The 24420-nt window shown below is 66.1% G+C and carries 25 protein-coding genes and 1 tRNA gene; 15 read left to right on the top strand and 11 right to left on the bottom strand.

Annotated elements, in window-relative coordinates:
- Positions 1-90: 90 nt before the first annotated feature.
- Positions 91-1422, bottom strand: coding sequence for a hypothetical protein (locus NATPE_RS05965; RefSeq protein ID WP_006179660.1), 1332 nt, complete (start codon positions 1420-1422; stop codon positions 91-93).
- Between the two features lie 370 nt (positions 1423-1792).
- Between NATPE_RS05965 and NATPE_RS05960 the strand changes: the two genes are divergently transcribed.
- Both NATPE_RS05960 and NATPE_RS23210 read left to right on the top strand, forming a co-directional pair.
- Entirely contained in the window at positions 1793-3736 is a 1944-nt protein-coding gene (locus NATPE_RS05960) for a DNA cytosine methyltransferase (protein WP_015298826.1), read from the top strand.
- Between the two features lie 471 nt (positions 3737-4207).
- Positions 4208-4339: a hypothetical protein gene (locus NATPE_RS23210; RefSeq protein ID WP_006179663.1), complete on the top strand. Its 132-nt coding sequence runs from the start codon at positions 4208-4210 to the stop codon at positions 4337-4339.
- Positions 4340-4395: 56 nt separating this feature from the next.
- On the opposite strand, the gene msrA is transcribed toward NATPE_RS23210, so the two are convergent.
- Positions 4396-4926, bottom strand: coding sequence for a peptide-methionine (S)-S-oxide reductase MsrA (gene msrA, locus NATPE_RS05955; RefSeq protein ID WP_006179664.1), 531 nt, complete (start codon positions 4924-4926; stop codon positions 4396-4398).
- Between the two features lie 133 nt (positions 4927-5059).
- On the opposite strand from msrA, the gene NATPE_RS05950 reads away from it, so the two are divergent.
- Positions 5060-5830, top strand: a complete 771-nt coding sequence (locus NATPE_RS05950; RefSeq protein ID WP_006179665.1) for an enoyl-CoA hydratase/isomerase family protein — start codon at positions 5060-5062, stop codon at positions 5828-5830.
- 6 nt (positions 5831-5836) lie between these two features.
- Here NATPE_RS05950 and NATPE_RS05945 read toward each other — a convergent pair whose 3' ends face one another.
- Complete coding sequence (locus NATPE_RS05945) at positions 5837-6502, bottom strand: 2,5-diamino-6-(ribosylamino)-4(3H)-pyrimidinone 5'-phosphate reductase (protein WP_006179666.1); 666 nt, start codon at positions 6500-6502, stop codon at positions 5837-5839.
- A gap of 179 nt (positions 6503-6681) precedes the next feature.
- Here NATPE_RS05945 and NATPE_RS05940 point away from each other — a divergent pair, with 179 nt between their 5' ends.
- The 4 genes from NATPE_RS05940 to NATPE_RS05925 all read left to right on the top strand — a co-directional run bounded on the left by NATPE_RS05940 (position 6682) and on the right by NATPE_RS05925 (position 11564).
- Positions 6682-7374: a metallophosphoesterase family protein gene (locus NATPE_RS05940; protein ID WP_006179667.1), complete on the top strand. Its 693-nt coding sequence runs from the start codon at positions 6682-6684 to the stop codon at positions 7372-7374.
- Between the two features lie 13 nt (positions 7375-7387).
- Positions 7388-9868, top strand: coding sequence for a polyphosphate kinase 1 (gene ppk1 / locus NATPE_RS05935; protein ID WP_006179668.1), 2481 nt, complete (start codon positions 7388-7390; stop codon positions 9866-9868).
- Positions 9869-10093: 225 nt separating this feature from the next.
- Positions 10094-10321 carry a DUF7511 domain-containing protein gene (locus tag NATPE_RS05930; RefSeq protein WP_006179669.1) on the top strand — a complete coding sequence of 76 codons (228 nt, stop codon included), beginning with the start codon at positions 10094-10096 and terminating at the stop codon, positions 10319-10321.
- 247 nt (positions 10322-10568) lie between these two features.
- Positions 10569-11564: a phosphate uptake regulator PhoU gene (locus tag NATPE_RS05925; RefSeq protein WP_006179670.1), complete on the top strand. Its 996-nt coding sequence runs from the start codon at positions 10569-10571 to the stop codon at positions 11562-11564.
- Between the two features lie 99 nt (positions 11565-11663).
- Here NATPE_RS05925 and NATPE_RS05920 read toward each other — a convergent pair whose 3' ends face one another.
- The 3 genes from NATPE_RS05920 to NATPE_RS05910 all read right to left on the bottom strand — a co-directional run bounded on the left by NATPE_RS05920 (position 11664) and on the right by NATPE_RS05910 (position 15806).
- Entirely contained in the window at positions 11664-12035 is a 372-nt protein-coding gene (locus NATPE_RS05920) for a 30S ribosomal protein S8e (protein WP_006179671.1), read from the bottom strand.
- Positions 12036-12115: 80 nt separating this feature from the next.
- Complete coding sequence (locus NATPE_RS05915; RefSeq protein ID WP_006179672.1) at positions 12116-13546, bottom strand: outer membrane protein assembly factor BamB family protein; 1431 nt, start codon at positions 13544-13546, stop codon at positions 12116-12118.
- A gap of 4 nt (positions 13547-13550) precedes the next feature.
- Positions 13551-15806 carry an NADP-dependent malic enzyme gene (locus tag NATPE_RS05910; RefSeq protein ID WP_006179673.1) on the bottom strand — a complete coding sequence of 752 codons (2256 nt, stop codon included), beginning with the start codon at positions 15804-15806 and terminating at the stop codon, positions 13551-13553.
- 146 nt (positions 15807-15952) lie between these two features.
- Between NATPE_RS05910 and NATPE_RS05905 the strand changes: the two genes are divergently transcribed.
- Positions 15953-16420: a phosphopantetheine adenylyltransferase gene (locus tag NATPE_RS05905; protein ID WP_006179674.1), complete on the top strand. Its 468-nt coding sequence runs from the start codon at positions 15953-15955 to the stop codon at positions 16418-16420.
- Positions 16421-16569: 149 nt separating this feature from the next.
- On the opposite strand, the gene NATPE_RS05900 is transcribed toward NATPE_RS05905, so the two are convergent.
- Positions 16570-16878 (bottom strand): transcription initiation factor IIB family protein, encoded by a 309-nt coding sequence (locus NATPE_RS05900; protein WP_006179675.1) that lies wholly within the window; start codon positions 16876-16878, stop codon positions 16570-16572.
- A 221-nt stretch (positions 16879-17099) separates the two neighbouring features.
- Between NATPE_RS05900 and NATPE_RS22600 the strand changes: the two genes are divergently transcribed.
- The 4 genes from NATPE_RS22600 (at position 17100) to NATPE_RS05885 (ending at position 19313) form a co-directional block, all read left to right on the top strand.
- Positions 17100-17273 (top strand): hypothetical protein, encoded by a 174-nt coding sequence (locus NATPE_RS22600; protein WP_006179676.1) that lies wholly within the window; start codon positions 17100-17102, stop codon positions 17271-17273.
- 57 nt (positions 17274-17330) lie between these two features.
- Positions 17331-17415, top strand: a tRNA-Leu gene (locus NATPE_RS05895).
- A 316-nt stretch (positions 17416-17731) separates the two neighbouring features.
- A complete protein-coding gene (gene dacZ, locus NATPE_RS05890; protein WP_006179677.1) occupies positions 17732-18544 on the top strand; it encodes a diadenylate cyclase DacZ in 813 nt (270 codons plus the stop codon).
- Between the two features lies 1 nt (position 18545).
- Entirely contained in the window at positions 18546-19313 is a 768-nt protein-coding gene (locus NATPE_RS05885; RefSeq protein ID WP_006179678.1) for a mechanosensitive ion channel family protein, read from the top strand.
- 21 nt (positions 19314-19334) lie between these two features.
- Here NATPE_RS05885 and NATPE_RS05880 read toward each other — a convergent pair whose 3' ends face one another.
- Positions 19335-20156 (bottom strand): nucleoside phosphorylase, encoded by an 822-nt coding sequence (locus NATPE_RS05880; RefSeq protein ID WP_006179679.1) that lies wholly within the window; start codon positions 20154-20156, stop codon positions 19335-19337.
- A 59-nt stretch (positions 20157-20215) separates the two neighbouring features.
- On the opposite strand from NATPE_RS05880, the gene NATPE_RS05875 reads away from it, so the two are divergent.
- Positions 20216-20641, top strand: coding sequence for a DUF488 domain-containing protein (locus NATPE_RS05875; RefSeq protein ID WP_006179680.1), 426 nt, complete (start codon positions 20216-20218; stop codon positions 20639-20641).
- A gap of 78 nt (positions 20642-20719) precedes the next feature.
- Here NATPE_RS05875 and cdd read toward each other — a convergent pair whose 3' ends face one another.
- From cdd to NATPE_RS05860, 3 genes are all read right to left on the bottom strand, one after another.
- Positions 20720-21109, bottom strand: a complete 390-nt coding sequence (gene cdd, locus NATPE_RS05870) for a cytidine deaminase (protein WP_006179681.1) — start codon at positions 21107-21109, stop codon at positions 20720-20722.
- 63 nt (positions 21110-21172) lie between these two features.
- A complete protein-coding gene (locus tag NATPE_RS05865) occupies positions 21173-22567 on the bottom strand; it encodes a phosphohexomutase domain-containing protein (protein ID WP_006179682.1) in 1395 nt (464 codons plus the stop codon).
- 83 nt (positions 22568-22650) lie between these two features.
- On the bottom strand, positions 22651-23289 hold the full coding sequence (locus tag NATPE_RS05860) for a MaoC family dehydratase (protein WP_006179683.1): 639 nt from the start codon (positions 23287-23289) through the stop codon (positions 22651-22653).
- Between the two features lie 315 nt (positions 23290-23604).
- On the opposite strand from NATPE_RS05860, the gene NATPE_RS05855 reads away from it, so the two are divergent.
- Complete coding sequence (locus NATPE_RS05855) at positions 23605-23925, top strand: AbrB/MazE/SpoVT family DNA-binding domain-containing protein (RefSeq protein ID WP_006649374.1); 321 nt, start codon at positions 23605-23607, stop codon at positions 23923-23925.
- Positions 23922-24407, top strand: a complete 486-nt coding sequence (locus NATPE_RS05850; RefSeq protein ID WP_006179685.1) for a hypothetical protein — start codon at positions 23922-23924, stop codon at positions 24405-24407. Before NATPE_RS05855 ends, NATPE_RS05850 begins: the two co-directional genes overlap by 4 nt.
- The last annotated feature ends 13 nt before the right edge of the window (positions 24408-24420 follow it).

The raw sequence follows: 24420 nt of genomic DNA, 5'->3' as shown, positions 1-24420 counted from the left end.
GGCGTCCACACTGACGTAGCTTTCACCGATCGAGCGAGACGAAGAGCGAACGGGTCGTGATTCGCTGTGGTCTCTCGGCTCGAGGACACCCTACACCCGATCTTCGAGGATCGACGCCAGTTCTTCGACCCACTCGCGCGTGGGTTCGTTGACCGGGGCGCGGTCCCGTCGTCGCTGACAGAGCGTCTCGGCGTAGGCTTCGAGCCAGTCCGTCGCGGCGACACCGCGGTCGTCCAGCGCCGACCACCAGCGCCGCCAGAACTCGTCGAAGGTCGTCACGCTCACGGTCACGCCGAACTCGCTTTCAAGGGCCGCGAGCCGGTCCTCGATGGCGTCGTCCCGGACCGGCTCCGAACTGGTCACGAACGCGACCGACTCGGTCTCCGGGTGCGCCTCGAGTTTGCCCCGGATCTCCTGGAGTTCGTTCAGCAGGTACGCCTTGCCGTACTTCGCGTCGTAGGCCTCCCGAACCCTGAACTCGTCGTCGGGGTCGACGACCTCGATGTCCGCGATGTTACCGTGTTTCTTGTCAGCCGAGCGCATCTGCGTGAGCGGCTTCAGGCGGCCGTCGAGCAGCCCCTCGTCCTCGAGGACCTGTGCCAGCGCGTGCATGGCGACCTCGTAGATGCGGGCCCCGTGCTGAGACTGCGCCAGGTGAATGTCGATGACCTGCTTGACCGTTTCGGGGGACGGCTCACCGGCGACGAACCGATCGACCAACTCCAGAGCGTCCTCGTAGACCTCCTCGGCGCGCTCGCCGCGGTTCGAGAGGCTGACGATCATGTACTCGAGCGCCTCCAGCGCATCGACCGGGTCGTCGTCCTCGAGGGCCTCGACCAGGTCGCCCCACTGTCGTTGGGCTCCCCGAATGTTCGCCTTGTACTGTTTCGAGTAGGGGTAGTTCTCCGCGAGCGAGCGGGTCATCATCACGCCGTCGGCGTTGACCCGCAACAGGTCCCTGTCCCGGAGCGCCGGCGCGACGTAATTGCTGTCGATCGTCCGCATCGATAGCCCCTCCCGCCACGAGAAGTGCGCGCTGTTCCGGCTCCCCTTGTGGAGTCGAATGCTCTGTGCGGGCTCGAGGGACTTGATCACCAACTGAGTAACGGTCAGCCCGGCGATCGCACGCCCTCGCTCGCTGGTGATCGACTCGACGATCTCGTCGATGAGGGTCCGGATCTCCCCGTCCAGCGCGATCTCGTTCTCGGTTCCGGGATCGGTGACCCGGTCGAGGACGTCCTCGAACCAGCCGTCCTCGAGGTCGTCTTTGATTCGGTTGTACCGTTCTCTCGCGGCCTCCGACTGCTTCCCTTCCCGATACTCGGTGGTGGTCCCGTCCTCGTCGACGAACACGACGCGGTCGGCGTAGTACCGCACGTGCGGCTCGACCCCGTCGTTCGCGTTCGATGTACTGTCAGCCATCTCTATGTGTCTGCTATGTTCCCCAATACAACTTAAACGTAATGTCCACTGTGAATTCCCAGGTTAGTATATAAGTGTATAGTAGTACAATAATCGCGCCTACTGATTACGACGCAGTGTCGTCGGCGAACGGCCCCGGTTGCTATCGACCGACCAGAGGTCGTCGCGACAGCCTCCACGTGGCACGAGACTTCGTGGCTCAGAGTCGTGAGAGACGGATTCGAGGGCGAGATCGACGGCTCGACCGAGCATGGCAAGGCGACGCTGGCTCCGTCGGATTCGATCGGTCCTCGAGGTGCGAAACCACAAGCACTACACTCTTTCAACGCCGGAAACCTATCAACGATGACGCTGCTACCGGGTGGTGGAGATGAGTGACCGGATTCGTGTTGCCAGTCTGTTTACCGGCGCCGGCGGTCTCGATATTGGCTTTAGCACGCTTTCGGAGTTCGACGTCCGCTTTCATACCGACATCGACGATATCGCTATCGACACGCTTCGGACGAACGCCGAGCGGGGCTCTTACATCGACGACGACGCGATCATCGAACGGACGGACATCACGGAGTACGACGGCGGCGACCTCGAGCCCGATGAAGTCGATCTCGTCATCGGCGGCCCGCCGTGCCAGCCGTTCTCTGCGGCGGCCCGCCGTTCCGGCGGCTTCGCCGGTGCCGACAGCGAGGACGGACAGCTGTTTCGCGCGTACGTGAAACTGCTCGAGCGATGGCAGCCGCGGGCCTTCCTCTTCGAGAACGTCTACGGGATCACCTCCGACGAGGAGGACTGGCAGATGATCGTCGACGCCTTCGAGAACGAGGCTGGCGATCCCGGGTATCGCCTGACGGCTCGGACGCTCGACGCCGCGGACTACGGCGTCCCACAGCACCGTGCCCGAACGTTCATCGTCGGCGTCCGGAAGGACGTAGACGAGGAGTTTCGCTTCCCGCGACCGACCCACGGTCCCGACTCGCCCGCCGACCGCGACCTCGTGACGGCCGGCGAGGCCCTCGCGGACCTGGAGACGGCGGGCGCAGCCGAGGATCCGACCTACGAGATCACGTCGAAACACGCCCATCTGCTGGCCGATATCCCGCCGGGACTCAACTACAGTTTCTACACGGAGAAGCTCGGCCACCCGGAGCCGGTCTTTGGCTGGCGCTCTCGCTTCTCGGACTACCTCTACAAGGCCGACCCCGAACGACCCGTTCGGACGCTGAAGGCCCAGCCCGGCGCGGCGTCGGGCCCTTTCCACTGGGAGAACCGGAAGTTCACCGAAGCGGAACTCAAACGCCTGCAGGCGTTCCCCGACGACTACGTCCTCGAGGGTTCGTACGGGCAGGTCGTCAAACAGATCGGCAATTCGGTCCCCCCGCGGATCGCCGAGGTGCTGGCGAAAGCGATCGCCGAGGAACTGTTCGGAGCCGAGGGGGACGACGACGTGGTGCCGATGCCCGACGGGTACGACCTGAACTTCCGCTCGCGAAAGCGGACGAGTACGGAGGAATACCGCCGGAAGGCCCGCGAACGGCTCGAGGAACTCGGGCTCTGGGACCCTCGCAACGAACGAAGCGGCCAGCAACGCGGGTTAGAGGAGTACGGCGACTCGAGCGACGACGAGACGGAGCCGGAAGCGACCCGCCGACGGGCCACGCTGCACTACCGCGACCACTTCGAGCGCGAGCGGTTGAGCTACGGCACCGACGTCGAACCGGACGGTGCGGGCCGGACCTTCGATACGGAAAGCGACGTGGAAGGGGGCACTCTCCGCGTGGACATCGAGCGACAACACGGCGGCGAGGGGACGATCGAGATCGTCCTCGAACCGGACGACGGCATCTGGAACGGGATCGGCTCCCTCGAGGTGACCGCGATTGGGGTCGATCTCGACGATATCTTCTACGTCTGGGATATCGCCGCGACGGACGTAATCGAGCGAACGCGCTACGAGAAGTTCATCGACGTCGTCGGCCACTACTCGACCACCCGGCTGGACTACTCGTCGTCGCTCGAGTTGACGGGCGTCGACGCGGGGCTGGTCCCGCGGACGCTCCAGTTTTTCAGCCAAGCGAGCAACTGCAACACGGAGTTTACCCTGGACGAACTCGGCCGCCAGTTGGACGCGACCCACGAGGAACTCGTGGATGCGCTCCGGCAACTTCGCGGGTGGCGCTACGAACTCCGGACGCCGGCGACTCACGAAACGATGCCCGAGGGGAAGGTCCTCTGTACGTACCCGTTCCCTGATATGAACGAACGGTCCCATTTCGATTCCGAGATCGAACTCGACGCGCTCGAAACGCGAACGAACTAACCCCCGACTGCGGGAACGACTCGAGTCCCTGCCACTGGCTGTTCGCGGGTCCATCCAACTACCGGCTAATATTACAACGACGAACACCACGTCTGGCCCCCGCTAAACTGGGTCCGGATCGCGGTTCGTCCGACAGTGGCGTGGCGCAGCTCCCGCGTTCAATATCGTTGCAGCGAGCGATCGTGATGACACGACGATCGACCCGGACGATGGAGTCGCCGTCGCTGTAACCGGTTACTCCCCCTGAAAACTGCCATCGTCTTTCGACAGAGATAGCGGCAGTAGTTTCCGAAACGCCCGAGTCGAGGTATCGCTTGCTCGGGAACCCGTCTTTATCCGTCCGACCGCGTAACCCGAACCCATGACAGCAGACGCGACGAAAAAACGGGGCTCCCGAACCGCGGCCACATCCGCTTTGCAAACCGGACCGGCCGCAATCACGTCGAGCCCGCGGTCGGAGGTGCCCGCGGAATGAGCGACAGTGCCGAGTCCGGCGGTTCGGACGAGGAGTCCGATCGAGACGACGGCCACCTCGAGGACGTCGACGTCGGTGCGGGGTGTACCGAGATCTGGGAACACCTCGCCGAGGAACGCGAGGACTGAGCGCGCCCGTTCACGATCGATCGTCCCCCGAACCGCCCCGCGACCGAGCGGTCTCGCTATTGGTTCGGCGCGACGTTCTCCTCGAACTTCTCGCGGACCTTCTCGACTTTCGGGGCCGCGTGCATCTGGCAGTAGGCGTCGGTGGGATTCTTCTCGAAGTAGTCCTGATGTTTCTCCTCGGCGCGGTAGAACGTCTCGAGGGGCTCGAGTTCGGTCACGACATCGTCGTCGTACTCGGAATCGAGGGCCTCGATGTAGGCCTCGGCCTGCCGGTGTTGCTCGTCATCGTGAGCGAGGACGATCGAGCGGTACTGCGTGCCCACGTCGGGGCCCTGTCGGTTGAGCTGTGTCGGATCGTGCGTGGCGAAAAAGACCTCGAGCAGTTCGTCGTACGCGATCACGTCGGGGTCGTACTCGACCTGGACGACTTCGGCGTGGCCGGTGTTGCCGGAACAGACCTCCCGATAGGAGGGGTCCTCGACGTGGCCGCCGGCGTAGCCCGAGGTGACGGCGTCGACGCCTTCGAGTTCCTTCATCGCCGCTTCGGTACACCAGAAACAGCCGCCGCCGAACGTGGCTCGTTCCATACCCCAGAGTAGGGCGCGACCGAGGAAAGATGTGACGGGTGGGTTCGTTCGGGCCCCGCGACCCGACCGCTGCCTGCCTCGCGATCCGAACCGCGTGCCAAGGGATTTGCCGGTGGCCGACGAACGCCGGGGTATGTCTTGGGACACAGTCTCCCTCGAGTACGACGACGATGTCGCAACGCTGACCGTCGACCGACCGGACGCCCTGAACGCCCTGAACGTCGAGACGCTCGAGGCGATGGGGGAGGCGATCGAAACGGCCGCCGACGAGGGCGCACGCGCGCTCGTCCTGACCGGGGCCGGCGACGCGTTCATCGCCGGCGCGGACATCAAATACATGCAGGATCTCGGTCCCGAGGCGGCCCAGAAGTGGGGCGAACTCGGCCACGATGTCGCCGACGCGCTCGAGGCGTTCCCCGCGCCGACGATCGCCGCGGTCAACGGCTACGCGTTCGGCGGCGGCTGTGAGATGGCGCTGGCCTGTGACCTCCGCGTGGCCGGCGAATCGGCGCTGATCGGCAACACCGAGATCGATCTGGGAATCATCCCCGGCTGGGGGGCCACTCAGCGGCTGCCGCGACTGGTCGGCGACGAGACCGCCCGCCGGATGATCTTCCTCGGCGAACGCCTCGACGCCGAGTCGGCCGCGGAGGCGGGGCTGTTCGGCGAGGTCGTAGCGGACGACGAACTCGAGGGGGTCGCCGCGGAACTGGCCGATCGGCTCGCCGCGAAGCCGGCGTTCGCGATGCGGACGGCCAAGCAGGCGATCAATCAAGGCTACGAGGGGTCACAGGAGAGCGGGCTCAGCTACGAGAAACGCGCCTTCGCGAGCCTCTTCGGCACGCCGGATCAGCGCGAGGGGATGGCCGCGTTCGTCGAGGATCGGGAACCGGACTTCGAGTAACCCGCGCTACCGGTCCGCGACCCGCCACGTGAGCAGGACACCCTCGTCGAGCCGGTCGACGGCCTCGAGCGCGAGTTCGGGGAAGTCGGCGACGAACCCCTCGCCGTCGGCCAGCGTCGGGGCGTCACGGCCGCCGATAATCGTCGGGCCGACGAACGTCCTGAGTTCGTCGACCAGTCCGGCCTCGAACAGCGAGAAGATCAGTTCGCCGCCGCCCTCGACCATGACCCGCTCGAGGCCCGCCTCCTGCAGCACCGCGAACGCCCGCAGGAGATCGACCCGCTCCTCGCCCGCGGTGATCAGTTCGGCGGCGTCGGCGAGTGCCGCGCGTCGGTCGACGGACGCAGCCTCGCTCAGACAGCAGTAGGTCGTCGCCGCGTCGTCGAGGACCGCGGCGTCGGTCGGGGTCCGCCCGCTCGAGTCGACCACGACTCGGGCGGGGTTTGCCGGCTCGCCCCGCTCGCGCCGGCGCTCCCGCAGCCGCTCGTCCTTGACCGTCAGGTGCGGATCGTCCGCGAGGACGGTCCCGACGCCGACGACGATGGCGTCGCTTTCGGCCCGGACTCGATCGACGCGGGCGAAGTCCTCGTCGCCGCTGATCGCGAGTTGCTCCCGGCGTCGCGAGGAGAGTTTGCCGTCGGCGCTCACGGCGGCGTTGACCACGACGTGCATACCGCTGCTGCGGGGGGACGGCTAAAGAAATCCCCGCTCGCGGGCCGCCGGCGTCGCGTCGGGTGTCCGCCGACGGGGGTCGGACCGTTTCTCGTGTCGGCTATACGCCACTATATAGCATCGCGTACCCAACATATAAACGACTTATCCGGTTTCGCTGGACGGGTCGGACACGACGCGTGACGACCGCCACCACCCCAGCAGACGACGCGGTATCGTTCGACCACCGCCACATCGCCCTCGAGAACCGCGACGACGTCTACGTCATCGGCGACGTTCACGGCTGTCCGGACGCGCTCGATGCGCTGCTCGAGCGACTGGACCTCGGCGGCAACGACCTCGCCGTGTTCGTCGGCGACCTGGTCCGAAAGGGGCCCGACAGCAAGGCCGTCCTCGACCGGGTGCGCCGGTCGCCACGCCTGCTCTCCGTTCGGGGCAACAACGAGCGAAAGCTCATCGAGGGGGCGGCCTCGCTGTCGGCGCTGGAGTCGGCCGACTACCAGTACGTAGAGTCGCTGCCGACCGCGATCTCGTGGGACGGCGGCCTCGTCGTCCATGGCGGGGTCGACCCGGCCCGCTCGCTGTCGGCGCAGTCCCGCGAGGACGTGTTGACGATGCGGTCGCCGGAGGGGGACGGCTACGACGGCCCCTTCTGGTTCGACGCCTACGAGGGGCCGCCGCGGGTCTTTTTCGGCCACACCGTCCTCGAGACGCCGATCGAACGGGAGTGGGCGGTGGGGCTCGATACGGGGTGTGTCTACGGCGGCAGTCTCACCGCGTACGACGTCGGGAACGAGCGGTTCGTCAGCGTCGACGGCCCCGACCACGTCGAGCGGTCGTCCGAGAAGATCGTCACGCCAGACAGCAGTTGATGGGACTTTCGGCATGAACGAACGAGATTCGACAGCCGACGACGAGCAGGGTGGGACGACCCCGGGGGAACAGGCAGACGATCGATCGACCGTCGACGGCTCCGAGTTCGCGTTTCGATCGCTGCTCGACGACGAAGGTGTGACCGCCTCGAGTCCGGCCGAGCGGACCGACGGCGGCGCCGAATCGGAGACTACTGATCGCGCCGGTGACCAGGAGTCCACAGCGGACACCGTGATCGAGGCCGAGTCGGACGCGGGAGCGGGCGCGACCGGCTCGCGGACCGACGGTGCCGCGGAGACCGACGACGGCAACGCCGAGACGCTGCCTCTCCCTGAGCCGATCGGCGATACTTCGGCCGACGGCGACGGGACCGATCCAGTCGAAGGGAACGGCCCGTCGTCCGGCATCGCCGACGTCGACCTCTCGAGCCCGGAGTACTACCTGAATCGCGAACTCAGCGAACTGGCCTTCCAGCGGCGGGTCCTCCACGAGGTCCTCGATTCGGACAACCCGCTGTTGGAGCGCGTGAAGTTCTGCTCGATCGTCACGCGGAACCTAGACGAGTTCTTCCGCAAGCGCGTCGGCGGCCTGAAACAGGGCATCGCGGCCGGCGTCACCGAGGAGACGCCCGACGGCCGCACGCCCCGCGAGCAGTGGGATGCCGTCCTCGAGGCGGCCCGGCCGCTGCTCGAGCGGCAGGCCGAGTGTTACTGCGAGGAGATCCGTCCGGCGCTGGCCGACGAAGGCATCGCCATCGTCGATTACGACGAGCTGAGCGCGGCCGAGCGGACGACGCTTCGCGAGTACTTCGAGAGTTCGGTGTTGCCGACGCTGACCCCGCTGACGTTCGATCCGGCCCATCCCTTCCCGTTCATCTCGAATCAGAGCCTCTCGCTGGCGGTGCTGACGCGGGAACGACCCGACGCGGAACTGACCTTCTCGCGGGTGAAGATCCCGCGCAATCAGCTCCGATTCGTCCAGCTCGGCGACGACCGGCGGTACGTCCTCCTCGAGGACGTCGTCCGGGCGAACCTCGACCTGCTCTTTCCGGACGTCGAGGTGGTCGACACTGCCCTGTTCCGCGTGACCCGCAACGCCGAGGTCCGGCGCAACGAGGAGGTCGCCGAGGACCTGATCGAGACCATCGAGGAGGTCATCGAGGAGCGGCGATTCGCGGCCGCCGTTCGCCTCGAGATCGAACCCGACGCCCCGAAGCAAGTGCGCGAGATCCTCACGCGGGAACTCGAACTCGACGATCGGGAGGTGTTCGAACTCGCCGGCCCGCTCGATTACCGGGACTTCGCGGACCTGACCGAACTCGACCGTCCCGATCTGAAGCTTCCCGAGTGGTCGCCACAGCCCCATCCGCGGCTGGGTCGGTGCGACGACGGTACGACCGTCTTCGACGTCATCAGCGACCGCGACGTCCTCGTTCATCACCCCTACCACTCCTTCGAGGGGACCGTCCAGCGGTTCCTCGAGGCCGCGGCCAACGACCCCGACGTACTGGCGATCAAGGCGGCGATCTACCGGACCGCCAGCGACTCGCGGGTCATCGAGAGCCTGATCGAGGCCGCCCACAACGGCAAGCAGGTCGCGGTCATGGTCGAGTTGAAGGCCCGCTTCGACGAGGAGAACAACCTCGAGTGGGCGAAGAAACTCGAGGAGGAGGGGATCCACGTCGCCTATGGGACGATCGGATACAAGACCCACACCAAGACCTCGCTGGTCGTCCGCGAGGAGGCAGAGGGGGTCCGGCTCTACTCCCACGTCGGGACCGGCAACTACCACTCCGAGACGGCCAAGAGCTACGAGGACCTTGGCCTCCTGACCGCCGATCGTGACATCGGACAGGACCTCGTCAGGCTGTTCAACTACTTCACCGGCCACTCGATGTATCGGGACTACCGGGAGCTGTTGATCGCGCCGGGGAACATGCGCGATCGGTTCGTCGAACTGATCCGGGCCGAGGCCGAGCGGGCCCGCAACGGCGAGGACGCCCGGATCGTCGCCAAGATGAACCGGTTGGAAGACCCCGAACTGGTCCGGGAACTCTACGAAGCCTCGATGGCCGGCGTCGACATCGATCTGATCGTCCGCGATATCTGTCGGCTCCGGCCCGGCCTCGAGGGCATCAGCGAGACGATCGACGTCTACAGCGTCGTCGGCCGCTTTCTCGAACACTCGCGGATCTTCTACTTCCGGGCCGGCGGCGAGGACCGATACTACATCGGGTCGGCCGACTGGATGACCCGCAACCTCGACAACCGGGTCGAGGCGGTGACGCCGATCGAGGATCCGCGGCTCCGGGAGCGACTCGAGACGATCCTCGAGACGCTGCTCGAGGACGATCGGAACAGGTGGGTAATGCGGTCGGACGGGAGCTACGATCGCTGCCGATCGACGGACGGCTCGTCGACCGACGTTCACGAGACGTTCATGCGGTCGGCGTTACGCCCCGCGGGTCGGGGGCGGATCGATCTCGGCGACTGAACGGTAGGCGATCGCCGACTGCTGATTGCCAGTTTCAGACTACCAATCGCCGACCACCGATCACCGACGGTTCTCTTTTCCATTTCCGAAACGAGTGCCACCAGCGGCGCGGCCCACCCCTGCCGATACCGAGTCGTTCGAGGCCGTACGGATCCCTCAATAGCACAACTAGCAGCGGCTTTGTACGTTCCGTCGGTCGCCTTCGATACGCGCTCTCCCCCGACCATGAACGGATCAACCGGCGGCTACGGCGATCGTTCGACGCGGCAACGGCTCTCGACGGCGACGCAGTACGCGACCGAGACGGCCACCCTCGAGTCGATCGTCGTCCGATACGAGGACCGGCCGGATCGATGTACGATCACGCCACGCGAGTGTCCCGCCGACGATCGGTTGACCACGTGGCTGTCGGCCGACGCCGGGGCGTTCGTCGATCTCGAGGACGCGCGCTGACGCCGACCGGCCCAGCGAATCGATCACGATTCGCACCGACTGTACCCCTTCTTCGTCGGAGTGAGTCCACTCTATATGTATCTCTGCATCTCTATATAGCTCTATGTTTGGTAACTATTGTCGATGGATTCGTACTGATGGATAGTTAGCCGAGACAGACCAAATCGTCCGGTAGTGGCGCTATCTCTCCGTCCAACTCTCTCTATATACTAGTGGATTTATATTGTTGTAATCAAAAGCGGCCTGTATGGAGACGCGAAAGGTCCAGGTGACCGGTGGGTCGACGTATACCGTTTCGCTGCCGAAGACGTGGGCGACCGACAACGGTGTCAGCAGCGGTACGACCGTCGAATTCTATCCCGAAGACGACGAACTGCTTCTCACGCCGGAACGCGAGACGCGCCGGCAGGAGGGAACCCTCGACGTCTCCGGCCTCGAGGGCGAACAGCTCACGCGGGCCGTAATGACGATGTACGTCAGCGGCTTCGACGTGATCTCGCTCGAGGCCGGCCGGATCACGACCGAGCAACGAAGCGCGATCAGGAGTGCGACCCAGCGACTCGTCGGCGTCGAGGTCCTGGAGGAAACCAGCGATAGCGTCGTCATTCAGGACTTGCTCGACTCATCGGAGCTGTCGATCGTCAACGCCGTCACCCGGATGCGGCTGATCGCTCAGTCGATGCTCGAGGACGCGGTGACGGCGCTGATCGAGAACGACGACGCGATCGCCGAGGACGTGATCGAGCGCGACGACGACGTCGACCGGCTCTGGCTGGTCGTCTCGCGGATCTTCCGCGCAACGTTGCGCTCGCCACGCGCCGTCGAGGAACTCGGCGTCTCCCGGGAGGATTGCTTCGACTTTCACTCGACCGCCCGGCAACTCGAGCGGATCGCCGACCACGCCGTCAAGATCAGCGACATCGCGCTCAAACTCGACGACCTGTCGGCCGACGTCGCCGATGCCGTCCACGGGCTCCACGCCGAGGCCGCGTCGGTCCTCGAACAGTCGACCGACGCCCTGTTCGCCGACGAATCCGACGAGGCCACCCGCCTCGGCCACGCGGCGCTCGAGGCCGTCGTCGAGATCGACGAACACACCCGCAAGATCGACGACATGCTACGGGATCTCGAGCCCGCACAGGCCCAATCGCTGGGGCTGATCGTCGACTCGCTCTCGCGGAGCGCCGACTACGGCGGTAACATCGCCGAAACTGCGCTGCAGAAGGCCGCCCCACGGCCCTGACGACCCGCGGGCGATCGATTATCGGGAGACGGTACGCTCGTGGTGTAAACCGTAGAGCCGCGGCTGGCCGCGCTGGCACAACGGAAGAGTCAGCGAGCGTTACTCGAGAAGAACGGCGTTGACCTGACCGGTCTGGCCGGGTCGGGACGTAACGCGGGCCTGCCCTTCGCTCGTTTCGATGACGGCACCCTTCGTGATGATGTTTCGGCGGACGTAGTTCGGGTTGGCGTCGTTCTCGACGACGTCCTCGATGTCGGCCGAAACCGTCTCGTCGCCCTTGTTGACGCTTGCGACGTTGGTCGCCAGCGCGCGGGTCTTCGTCTCGTTCCCGCGGGCGTCGACGGCGCGGAACCGCGGTTCGCCGACCTGCGTCTCGGTGGGCAGCCGACCGAGTTCGTTCTTCCGGCGCTTTCGAACGTTCTTCAGTCGACCGCCGGTTCGCTTGCGCGTAGAGCGTCCCTGATCCTGCATACACGTACCCAGCCCCGGCGCATATTTATATGCAACGAGATACACCCCGGCTGCAGGCCACCGGCGCAGTCGCCGGCCGGTCACTCGTCGGCGACAAGACAGTACGCGCGGCCGGGCTCCTCGAGGATCGTCTCCTCGTCGGCGTAGTAGTTCGAGAAGACGCCACGCTCGGCGTAGTAGATCCGGCCGTCACGGGGGATCGCGCCGCTCGTGACGTGACCGCGGTTCTTCACTCGCCAGCGTCGGTCGCCGGTCTCGCGACCGAGCGCGTACAGGTGCGTATCGTAGGAGCCGACGAGGATCGTCTCGGCGGTGGCCGTGATCGAACCGATGACGTGTCCGTCCACGTCGGCCGACCACAACTCCTCGCCGGTATCGGTCTCGAGCGCGTGGACGTGGTGGTCGTCGCCCCCGACGTAGACGATCCCTGCCTCGGGATCGATCGCCGGGTTCGACATGACGACGTCACCGGTGTCGAACGACCACTCCTCGCTGCCGTCCGCGAGATCGAGGCGGTAGAACCGGCCGTCCCAGGAGCCGACGAACGCCGCGCCGTCGTAGACCGGGATCGTCCCCTTGATCTGTGCGCCGAGGTTGAACCGACCGCCCGCCATCGACTTCCCGTCGGGGCCGCCCTTGCCGCCCGCCTGAAACGACCACGCGAACTCGAGCGAGGGGAACTCCCAACAGTAGACGACGCCGTCGTTCGACCCCGTGACGAGCCGGCCGGCCTCGCAGTCGATCGCCGGCGAGGGGTGGGGCATTCCCCAGAGGCGGTCGTCGCTCCAGACCGGCGTACCGGTGGCGGCGTCGACCGCCCAGAGCGTCCCGCTGGCCGGGTCGCTGTACTCGGCGAGCAGGTAGAGCGTCCCGTCGACGTAGGCGGGGCTCGAGCCGATCGCGATCGCGCCGCCGAACTCGCGGGCGGTGGTTCGCCACTGCAGATCGCCCGACGCGATATCGACGGCGTAGAGCGCGCCGTCGTAGCCGCCGACGTAGGCCGTTCCGTCGACGATCGCCGGCGTGCCGTGAAAGCCCAGGCTCCGGCCGGCACCGGTCTCGAGGTGCCAGCGCTGCTCGCCGGTCGGCGTGACGGCGTCGATCCGGCCGGTGTCGCTGGCCACGAGGACCGTCTCGCCGTCCGGCGTCGGTCGCGGCGTCGACTTGGCCGCAGTGTGGCCGATCCGGTTGGTCGGGAACGACCAGTCGACCCGCACCGCGTCCGGGACGGTCTCCTCGGGGTAGTAGCCGTACCGGCGCAGGCCCCGACGGAACATCGAGGTACCGTCGTCGGCCGGCAGCGGAACGTAGCCGTCCGCGTCGCTCGCGGCGGCGGAGATCGCCGCGCAGTCCGCCCGCAAGCGGTACTGGCGGTCGGCACAGCCGGCCAGTCCGACGAGACCCGCCGTGCCGGCGGTCCCGAGCAGTTGCCGTCTGGTGACGCGCGCAGCCGCGGCTGTCTCGCCGTCGCGATCGGCGTCGGCTCGAGGGTCCGCGGCGCGCTCGCTCACGCGGTTACTCCTGTTGGGCGTCGACGACCGCCACGCCCGCGAGGTTCACGATGTCCTTGACCTCGTCGCCCCGCTGGAGGACGTGGACCGGCTTGTCCATCCCGACCAGCATCGGCCCGATGGCGTCGGCCCCGCCCAGTCGCTGGAGGAGTTTGTAGCCGATGTTGCCCGACTCGAGGTTCGGGAAGACAAGCACGTTCGCGGGCTCCTCGAGTTCGGAGAAGCCGTACGTACCCTCGAGGATGTCCTCGACGACGGCGGTGTCGGCCTGCATCTCGCCGTCGACCGTGAAGTCGACTTCGGGGTCGTCCTGCAACATCTGTGCCGCCTTGCGCGGTTTGCGGGTCCCCTCGTTGTCGACGCTCCCGAAGTTCGAGTACGAGAGTAGTGCCGCGCGGGGTTCGATGTTGAACCGCCGTGCCAACTTGCCGGTCTGTTTGGTGACCTCCGCGAGGACCTCCTCGTTGGGGTCCTGGTTGACCGTCGCGTCGGCGACGAAGATCACGCGGTTCTTGAACGTCAGCATGTAGACCCCGGCGGCGTAGTCGACGTCGTCGTCGGTGCCGACCACCTGTAGCGGCGGCCGCAGCGCCGAGGGGTAGTGATGGGAGAGGCCGGTCAGTAGGGCGTCGGCGTCGCCCTGTTCGACCATCACGCTGCCGAAGTAGTTCGAGTCACGTTCGACGAGTTCGCCGGCCTCGCTGCGCGTGATCCCCTTGCGGGCCCGCAGTTCGTGGAGCCGGTCGGCGTACTCCTCGTAGTCGCCGACGGAGGGGTCGGCGACGGTCGGATCGAAGTCCAGTCCGAGGTTGGCCGAGGTCTGTCTGATCTCGTCCTCGTCGCCGATCAGGATCGGCAGGGCGATCCCCTGCTCCTGGATCTGGTAGGCCGCGCGGATCATTTTCTCGTTTTCGCCCTCCGCCAGAGCGACGGTCTTGGGGTCGCTCTTTGCCTTGTTCAGCACGACCCGCATCATCTCGCGGGACTTGCCCAGTCGGGCCTCGAGTTCTTCCTCGTAGGCCTCGAGGTCGATCTCGGTACGGGCCGCACCGGACTCCATCGCGGCCTCGGCGATCGCCGGCGCGACGCGGAAGAGGACGCGCGGGTCGACGGGCTTGGGAATGATGTAATCCGGGCCGTACTGGATCGGGTCGTCGCCGTAGGCCTTGACGACCGCGTCGGGAACGTCTTGGCGGGCGAGTTCGGCCAGCGCCTCGGCACAGGCGACTTTCATCTCCTCGTTGATCTCGGTCGCGCGCACGTCGAGGGCTCCACGGAAGATGAAGGGGAACCCGAGGACGTTGTTGACCTGATTCGGATAATCCGAGCGGCCGGTGGCCATGATGACGGTGTCGTCGCGGGCCGCTTTGGCCTCCTCGTAGCCGATCTCCGGATCCGGATTTGCCATCGCGAAGACGATCGGGTCCGACGCCATCGACTGGATCATCTCCTGGGAGACGATGCCGCCGATCGAGAGCCCGACGAAGACGTCGGCCCCATCCATCGCGTCGGCCAGCCCGCCCTCGGGCACGTCGCGGGCGAACTGCTGTTTGTACTCGTTGACGTCGCCGTCCGCGGCGCGGTCCTCGGTGATGATTCCCGAGGAGTCACACATCGTGATGTTCTCCTTCCGGACGCCCAGCGAGACGTAAAAGCGCGCCGTCGCGATGGCACTCGCCCCGGCTCCGGAGAAGACGACCTCGAGTTCCTCGAGGCTCTTGCCGGCGATGTCGGCGGCGTTGAGCAGCGCGGCCCCGGAGATGATCGCGGTCCCGTGCTGGTCGTCGTGGAAGACCGGAATGTCGATCTCCTCGCGCAGCCGTTCCTCGACGGTGAAACAGCCGGGCGCTTTGATGTCCTCTAAGTTGATCCCGCCGAAGGTCGGCTCCATCATCTTGATGGCCTCGACGAGCTTGTCGGGGTCCGAATCGTCGAGTTCGATGTCGAACACGTCGATGTCGGCAAAACGCTTGAACAGCACGCCTTTGCCCTCCATGACGGGTTTTGAAGCCTGTGCGCCGATGTCACCCAATCCGAGAACCGCCGAGCCGTTCGAGACGACGCCGACGAGGTTACCCTTGGCCGTGTACTGGTAGGCGTCGGTTTCGTCCTCGTCGATCTCGAGACACGGGGCGGCGACGCCCGGCGAGTACGCCAGCGAGAGGTCACGCTGGGTGTTCGTCGGCTTGGTCGTCGAAATCTCGATCTTGCCCGGTGGATCCGTTCGATGGTACTCGAGTGCGTCCTCGTCTAATCCCATATCGGGGACACTGTGGGCGACTACAAAAAACAATGCGAAGGGGAGTTTCGACGGCTGTCGAAATAAACCGTTCTGCGGCCGCAGTTCGCCCGAGCAAAAGACGGGGATTCGACCGTTTTATACACTCCGCGGAAGTGTGGTGGGGTATGGACGTCGCGCTTGGTGGGACCTTCGACCCCGTTCATGACGGCCATCGGCGGCTGTTCGAACGGGCGTTCGAACTCGGGGACGTGACTGTCGGCTTGACCAGCGACGACCTCGCCCCGAAGACACGAGACGTCGACCGGCGGGTTCGGTCGTTCGACGAACGGAAACGAAACCTCGAGTCGGAACTCGAATCGATCGCGGCCGATCACGACCGCACGTTCGAGGTCCGACTGCTCGAGTCGCCCACGGGGATCGCAACGGAACCGCAGTACGACTATCTCGTCGTCTCGCCGGAGACCCGTGAGGGCGGCACGCGGATCAACGAGATCCGCCGCGAACGCGGCCACGACCCACTCGAGGTCGTCGTCGTCCCCCACGTACTGGCCGACGACGGCGACATCATCTCGAGTACCCGGATCGTCCACGGCGAAATCGACGAACACGGAAACGTCGTCGACGGGGAGTAAGCGTCGTCGCCGAGACCAACCCGTCGGCGACCAGCGTCAAGCCAACGGCCGATTGCCGTCGGACAGTACCGGCCGATACGGCTTCGTATCGTACAATTACGCCGGGACAGCCCGCTTCTGACTCGTGGAACGGTCGCGCTACGAACCGATTACCAGCGCGGCGGCTCGAGGCCCGCCGCCTCGAGCAACTCCTTCCAGCGCGATTGGATCGAGAGCCGGGAGACGTCGGCGGCGTCGGCGACCGCGCCCTGGGTGCGACCGTCGCCGGCGACGAGCGAGCCGGCATAGAGGCTGGCGGCCAGGACCGCCCGCTTCGATCGATCCGACTCGGGAACGTCGGTCAGAAAGAGGTCGACCGCACACGAGCGAGCCTCCGTCGATAGCTCGAGGCGGTCGGCGATCGTCTCGAGTTCCGCGAGCCACGGCTCGTACTCGACCCGGTCCCGGGCACTGTGCATACCTCCGCGTACCTGCTGAGCCGATATAAACGTGCGGTCACGGCGAGCCGTTCGACGAGCGGCCGATCGGCTCGCCGTCCCAACGAGAGACTACCGACACAACGGTCGGCTACGATTCATGGAGTGTGTGGACCGTTCGCGGCGGATTCGACTAGGAGCCGACTACTAAACCGCGTGTCGCCCCAACGGTCCGTCGACGTGCGGCGTGTCGAGTCCACCTCATGACAGAGCCAACCTGCAAACTCGTCTGTACCGGCTGCGGGCTCGAGTTGGCCTACCGGGAGCGCTCGCTGGCCGAACGGGCCGCGGAGTTACACCAGCTCCGGGATTCGGAACACGTGACGTTTATCGTCCCGCCGGACTGGTCGCCCGAGGAGCCGGTGACCCATTGTTGAGCGTCGCTTGGCGCGGACCGACAGGTACTTACTCGATTCGTGAAAACTCGAGAGCGAGCGCGGGTAGCCAAGCTAGGCCAACGGCGCAGCGCTTAGGACGCTGTCCCGTAGGGGTCCGCCGGTTCGAATCCGGTCCCGCGCATTACTGTCGCGAGCAAACCCGCGAGCGACAGCAATCGCCGACCGGTTCGAACGAGAGAAGACGGACGAAGCGATGCGAGTCCGTCTTCCCGTTGTTCGAATCCGGTCCCGCGCACTATACTCGAGCGGTCCCGACACTCCCTCGAGCCGTGCTGCTATCGCGACCGAATCCGTGAGCGATACGACCGGTGACCGAGCCACTGCTGGAGGGCCAACGGCTGCGCCGATCGTTTCGGCCGGCTACTGTCGAGAGAAACGACGGACAAGCGTCAGACGCTCCATAACGCTTATTCGGGCAGAAACAGGTTGTATGGTCAATGGCCGGGTTAGACGACGCCTTCGGGGACCTCTTTGCGAGTGTCGATGCGGTCGTACTCTTCTCACCCAGCGGCTCCTACTACGAGCAGTTCGTGGACATCGAGGACCTCGACGTGATCGTCGTCGGGACCGAAAACGCCGTCGGCGCGGAGACGTTCGTCGAACTCCCCCTCGAGTTCGAGAACATCTCCGAACGGATCCGATACGGCCTCGAGGGGGCCTTAGAGCAGGGCGTGATCGAGGACGGCGACGAGTTGGCCTGTGCGACCAGCGTCTTCAGCGATGGAATCGATACCGTCTCGCGGGTGCGGGCCGACGCGGAGACCCGGACGGGGATCTACGACCTGTTCGTCAAGTCCCGGGCCGACCCGGAAGTGGTCAAGTCGGTGCTGGAAGTGGCGATCGAACTGGGCAAGAAGGGCCAGAAGGGCAAGCCGGTCGGCGCGCTGTTCGTCGTCGGCGACGCGGGCAAGGTGATGAACAAGTCCCGCCCGCTTTCCTACAACCCCTTCGAGAAGTCCCACGTTCATGTCGGCGATCCGATCGTCAACGTGATGCTCAAGGAGTTCTCGCGGCTGGACGGCGCTTTCATCATCTCCGACGCGGGCAAGATCGTCTCGGCGTATCGCTACCTCGAGCCCTCGGCGGAGGGGGTCGACATCCCGAAGGGGTTGGGCGCGCGCCACATGGCCGGCGGCGCGATCACGCGCGATACCAATGCGATCGCGATCGTCCTCTCGGAGAGTGACGGCCTCGTCCGGGCGTTCAAGGCCGGAGAACTCATCCTGGAGGTCGATCCGGAGGCGTACTGATATGGTAGAGTGGCAGCCGCTCCTCAACGAACCGGCCGTCATAGCCGCGGCGGTACTGGCGCTCGGCCTCGTCGTCGGCTATCTGGTCGGTCGGCTCAACGAGGAACTGCTCTCGGCGTCGGGCGTCCCGGAGGCCGTCGAGGGAACCCCCTTCGAGCGGACCGCCCAGTCGATCGGTACCTCGACGGTCGAGATCGTCGCCCGCCTGAGTTCGTGGTTCATCTACGGCATCGCGGTGTTGACCGCGATCCACATCGCCCAACTGCTCGACACCGACGCCTTCTGGCTGCGAGTCACCGAGTTCGTCCCGCAGCTGTTTATCGCCGTCCTCGTCCTCATTCTGGGGTTTATCGTCGCGGACAAGACGGAACTGATCGTCAGCGAGTACCTCCGTGGCGTCAAGCTCCCCGAAGTATCGGTCATCCCGAAAGTGGTCAAGTACTCCGTCCTCTATGTCACGTTCATCATCGCGCTCGGGCAAGTCGGCGTCCACGTCCTCGCGCTCTTGATCCTGCTGACCGTCTACGCCGTCGGCATCGTCATCGTCGGTACTGTCGCGTTCAAGGACTTCCTCGTCTCGAGCGCCGCCGGAATCTATCTGCTGCTGAACCAGCCCTACGGGATCGGCGACGAGATCCGGATCGGCGACCAGACCGGCATCGTTCAGGAGGTCGATCTGTTCGTCACCAAGATCGAGGACGACTCCGAGGAGTACATCGTCCCCAATCGGAAGGTCTTCGAGGACGGGATCGTCCGGATGCGGGACTGACTGGGCCGAGACGGGAACCGACTACTCGAGCGAGAGGCCGGCGTGCCAGCGGTCGGCACCCGCCTCGCGTTTGACGGCGTCCATCTTCGCCAGCAAGTGGGTCGCGAGCGTCGCGGTCTCGGCGGCCCGGGACTCGCCTTCAGTCCGGAATTCGCCCGTTTCGCGGTTGGCGTAGACGGTACAGACCGCGCCGGCCCGGAGCCCGTAGAGGTTCGCGAGCGTCAGGATGGCGCTGGCTTCCATCTCGATGTTTTTCACGTTCGCCGCTTTGAGTTCGTCGACGAGGGCATCCGAACCCGCAGCCTCGAAACCCTCGAACCCGGGCCGGCCCTGGCCCGCGTAGAACGAGTCGGAACTCATCGTCACACCGGTGTGGTAGTCGTAACCTAGTCGTTCGGCGGCGGCGACCAGCGCCGAGACGACCTCGCCGTCGGCGGCGGCCGGGTAGTCCTCGCGGACGTACTCGTCGCTGGTCCCCTCCTGACGGACCGCGCCGGTGGTGATCACCAGATCGCCGACCGCCATGTCGGGCTGGATCGCGCCGCAGGAGCCGACCCGGAGGAACGTGTCGACACCGATCCGCGCCAGTTCCTCGACGGCGATCGCGGCCGACGGACTGCCGATCCCCGTCGAGGTGACCGAGACCGGCGTCCCCTCGTAGCTCCCGGTCGCAGTGCGGTACTCGCGGTGGTGGCCGCGGATCTCGTGGTCGTCCCAGAACGCCACGATCTTCTCGAGGCGTTCGGGGTTGCCCGGCAACAACACGGTGTCGGCCACGTCGTCGGGGCCGACCTCGAGGTGGTACTGTTCGTCGGCGTTCGGGTCTTCGCTGTCTCGAGTCATCGAATAGCGGCGGTTCGGGGCGACGCTGTATATAAACCCGGGGCGGCCGTACCGACGGTATGGCATGCGGGACGCTCACGGACACCTACGTCGCGGCGATCCAGCACGGTTTGGTCGATCTGCCCGCCGACGCGACCCGGATCGGCGTCGTCCGCCAGCCGACCTCGTGGTTCCACGCGGCCGTCGACGAGAACCTGCCCGAACTCGGGCCCCCGGAACCGCTCCTCGAGTCGGTGCGCGACGCCGAGGAGGACATGAAAATGCAGGGGCTCTGCGAGGAGGGTGCCCACAACGCCGCGTGGGACCGGGTCGGGTTCGGCGATGCGTATCGTGACCACCTCGAGAGCGACGACAGCGCGCGGGCGGCGGTCGAAACGCTCTCCGAGCGGTTGGCAGCGGGCGAGTCGCTAGCGCTGGTCTGTTACGAAAACACCGAGAAAAAGCGGTGTCACCGGACGATCCTCCGGGAGTACCTCGAGCAGTGACGAGGCCGTCTCAGTGCCGGCATCGATCGACCGGCCGCTGCGCCGCGATAGTGGGTTCGACGGCAGTGGTCTATCCCGTCACTCGAGCGTCTCCTCGCTGATCGTGTTCGGCAGCAGTTCACCCAGCGTGTACTCGGTCACGTCGTCGCCGCCCTCGTCACAGATCACGGCGAGGTCGTCGTCGCAGAACTCCGCCAGCGTCTGGCGGCACATCCCACAGGGGGTGACGCCGTCGCGCCGATCGGAACTGACCGCGAGCCGCGAGAACTCGCGGTGGCCGTTCTTGACCGCCTCGGCGACCGCGACCTCCTCGGCGTGGAGGCTGTTACTGTAGTTGGCGTTCTCGAGGTTACAGCCGGTAAAGACCGCGCCATCGGTAGTCTCGAGGGCGGCACCGACGCGGTACTCGGAGTAGGGGACGTGGGCCCGGTCCTGTGCGTCGCGGGCGGCCGCGATCAAGTCGTTCATGGAGACCGATTCGACCGGCGGGGACCAAAGGATGTCGGCTCCGATGCCGGTCGTCGACGACCGCTACCGGACGTCCTCGATTGCCGCTTCGATGACCCCGCCTGCCTCGTCGACGAGGTCGTCGACCGACTCGCTCTCCGCGTAGAGGCGCACGTAGGGTTCGGTGCCGCTCGGGCGGACCAGCAGCCACGAGGCGTCGTCGAACTCGAGGCGGACGCCGTAGTCGGTGTCGACGGCGGCCTCGGGGAACGCGTCGGGCAGGTCGCTCTCGAGGGCAGACATGGCGTCGACCTTGGCCGCATCGGGACAGTCGAGACTGACCTTTCGGTAGGGGCGTTCGGTGACCGGCTCTCGGAGCCGGTCGGTGTCGCCGGCCGCGGCGACGAGCGCGGCGACGACCGCCGCGCTTGCGACGCCATCGATCCAGCCGCCGAAGGCGGTGTGGATGTGTTTCCAGGGTTCGGCGGCGAAGGCGATTTCGGTGTCGACCGAGCCGCGCTCGCGCTCCCGCGCGATCCCCTCGTGGAGTGCCCCGAGTCGGACGCGCTCGACCCGGCCACCGGCCGCCCGAACCCGCTCGTCGATGCGGGCGGAGGCGTTGGGCGTGGTGACGACGACGGGGTTGTCGGCGTCGCTGTCGGCCGTGTAGCGTGCCGCAACCACTGCGAGGATCGTGTCCTCGTGGATCACCTCGCCGTCGGGGCCGAGGACGACTAGCCGGTCGGCGTCGCCGTCGTGAGCGAGTCCGAGGTCGAACTCGCCGTCCGCGACGAACGCCGAGAACTCCGTGAGCGTCTCCGGAGTCGGTTTGCTCCCCCGACCGGGAAAGTGGCCGTCAACGGAGGCGTTGACCGCGACGACCGTCGCGCCGAGTCGCTCGAGGACCTGTGGCGTCGCAAGCGCGCCGACGCCGTTCCCGCAGTCGACGGCGATCCGCAGTCCCTCGAGCGGGTCCGGCGGGGTCGCGGCGTCGCCGTCCGTACCGGTGTCGGCGAACCGTGTCCGGACGTAGTCGGTGACCGCGTCGCGGTACTCCGAGAGGACGGCGAGGCGTTCGCCGTCGCCCCACTCGTCCCAGTTAGCGAGGCCGTCGTCGGCCGCAACGGCCTCGTCGACGGCCCGTTCGGCGTCGCTGTCGTACTCGACGCCGTCGTCGAAGAGCTTGATGCCGTTGTCCGCTGGCGGGTTGTGGCTGGCGGTGAGCATCACGCCCCGCCGGCCGCGCGAGGCGTAGGCCAGCGCGGGCGTCGGCACCTGTCCAACACGGCGAACGTCGGCCCCGGCGCTCTCGAGGCCGGCTTCCATCGCCGCCACGAGCGCTGGGCCGGTCTCCCGGCCGTCGCGGCCGACGACGAACGTCGCCCCGGGTTCGCCGGCGGCTTGGCCGACGGCGAGCGCGAGCGACGGCGTTACCTCATCGACGGGACCGCGAATCCCCGCGGTTCCGAACAGCGTCATATGCGCTCGTTCCGCGAGCAGCCACTTAGCAACGTTGCAACTCGTCGCGGACGATAAGCGGGTTCGACGCCGGACAAAAGGGGTTACTCCGCCGGCAGGTCGTCGATCAATACGACGGCCTCGCCGTCGATCACGGTCGCGTCATCGTCCTCGTTGCGGACGACCGTCTCGAGGCGGTACTGGTCGTTGCCGAGGGCCTCGACGACCTCGACGCGGGCCGAGACCCGGTCGCCGATGCCGACGGGACCGCTGAACTCGAGGTCCTGTGAGAGATAGATCGTGAGTCCCGGGAGGCGAGCGAGGGCGGCGCTGATGAGGCCGGAGACGAGCGTGCCGTGGACGATACGTTCGCCGAAGCGGGTGTCCTCGGCGAACTCCTCGTCCAAGTGGAGCCGGTTCGTGTCGCCGCTGACCGCGGCGAAGGCCCGGACGTCCTCGTCGGTCAGCGCCTTCTCGAACGTGACGGTGTCGCCGACGCTGATGCCGTCGGGGTCATCGACCGTGCGATCGAACTGCCAGTCGAGGTCGGAGTACTCGATGGAGGGGATCGGCGGTACGATCCTGTCGCCCTCGGAATCGCGGTCGCCGTTGGCGGCGGGAACCATCGCGGAGACGGCCGCTCGGTTGGCCGCGGTCGCGGTTCGGAGGAACCCCCGCGTCATCGCCGACCAAGCGTCGGTCATAGCGGCGAAGTTCTCACCCCCAGTGTTCTCGTGTGACATCTACGAGCGGCTAAGCGAGGGACGTATATGACTTCTTTGGCTGCATTCCGGCCGATCCAAGCCCGTGTTACTGGCCACAAATCGCCGTAAAACTCGATTACGTCCCGGTCGTATTCGCCGGTCATTCCGTCGTCGAGACGGCCGTGACGATGAACGGTTCGCCACTCATGCGGCCCGCTCGAGACGGGGCGACCCTCCGAACGGGTCGGCGACGCGATCCGGCAGCGACCCGCCCCACCCCCATGAAACCATTCAATGGTAGCAGATGGTATCTAGTGGAAAGCCTTATACTGTCTGCGATCTAAGATGCTGTTGATGACGGACGACTCCGACCGATCGCCCTGGTTCCCGCCTGCTATGTTTACCGAGCAGATGCAGGAAGCGGGCGAGCAGGTTGCCCAGTCCCAGCAGGAGATGATGAAACAGTTGCTCCAGGCCAGTTCGGCGAATCCGCTCGAGGATACGTCGGCCTTTGGCCCGATGAACATGGGCACGGCGACGTTCAAGGCCCGCGTCCAAAGCGGCGGTCGGATCAGCATTCCCGAACCCGAACGGGACGCCCTCGACATCGAGGAGGGCGATATCGTCCAGACGATCGTCGTCCCCGTCAAACGCAACCGAGAGGACCAATCATGACTCAGAACCCATTCACCGCAGTCTTCGACGCACAGCGCACCGCACTCGAACAAAGCCAGTCGTTCGCCCACGAGGCTCTCGAGGCCCAGCAGACCTCGATCAGCGCCATCGCCGACGTCGTCGAGACGTCGGGATCGCTGGCCGAGTCCAACGCCGAACTGACCAAGGGCGCGATCCACGCCTATTTCGACGCCCTCGAAGCGTCGATGCCCGAAGAGGCCGCCGAGTTCGACGACCTCCGGGAACTCGTCGACGAGGGCTTCGACTCCGCGACTGAGGCCCAGTCGCAGTCGCTCGAGGCCGTCCTCGAGGCCCTCGAGGAGTCCGAACTCGCCTACGAGGAGTTCGCCGCGAACTACTCCGAGGTCGTCGACTCGTCGTTCGACGCCGCCCTCGAGGCCCACAAGCAGGTCGAGGAGAACGTCGAAGCGGTCGCCGAAGACGTCGAGACCGCCGCCGACGAGTTCGACGCGTCGGCCTGAATTAGGCCCACCC

The sequence above is a fragment of the Natrinema pellirubrum DSM 15624 genome (assembly GCF_000230735.2).
Classification (GTDB): domain Archaea; phylum Halobacteriota; class Halobacteria; order Halobacteriales; family Natrialbaceae; genus Natrinema; species Natrinema pellirubrum.
This window is presented reverse-complemented; position numbering and strand designations above follow the sequence as displayed.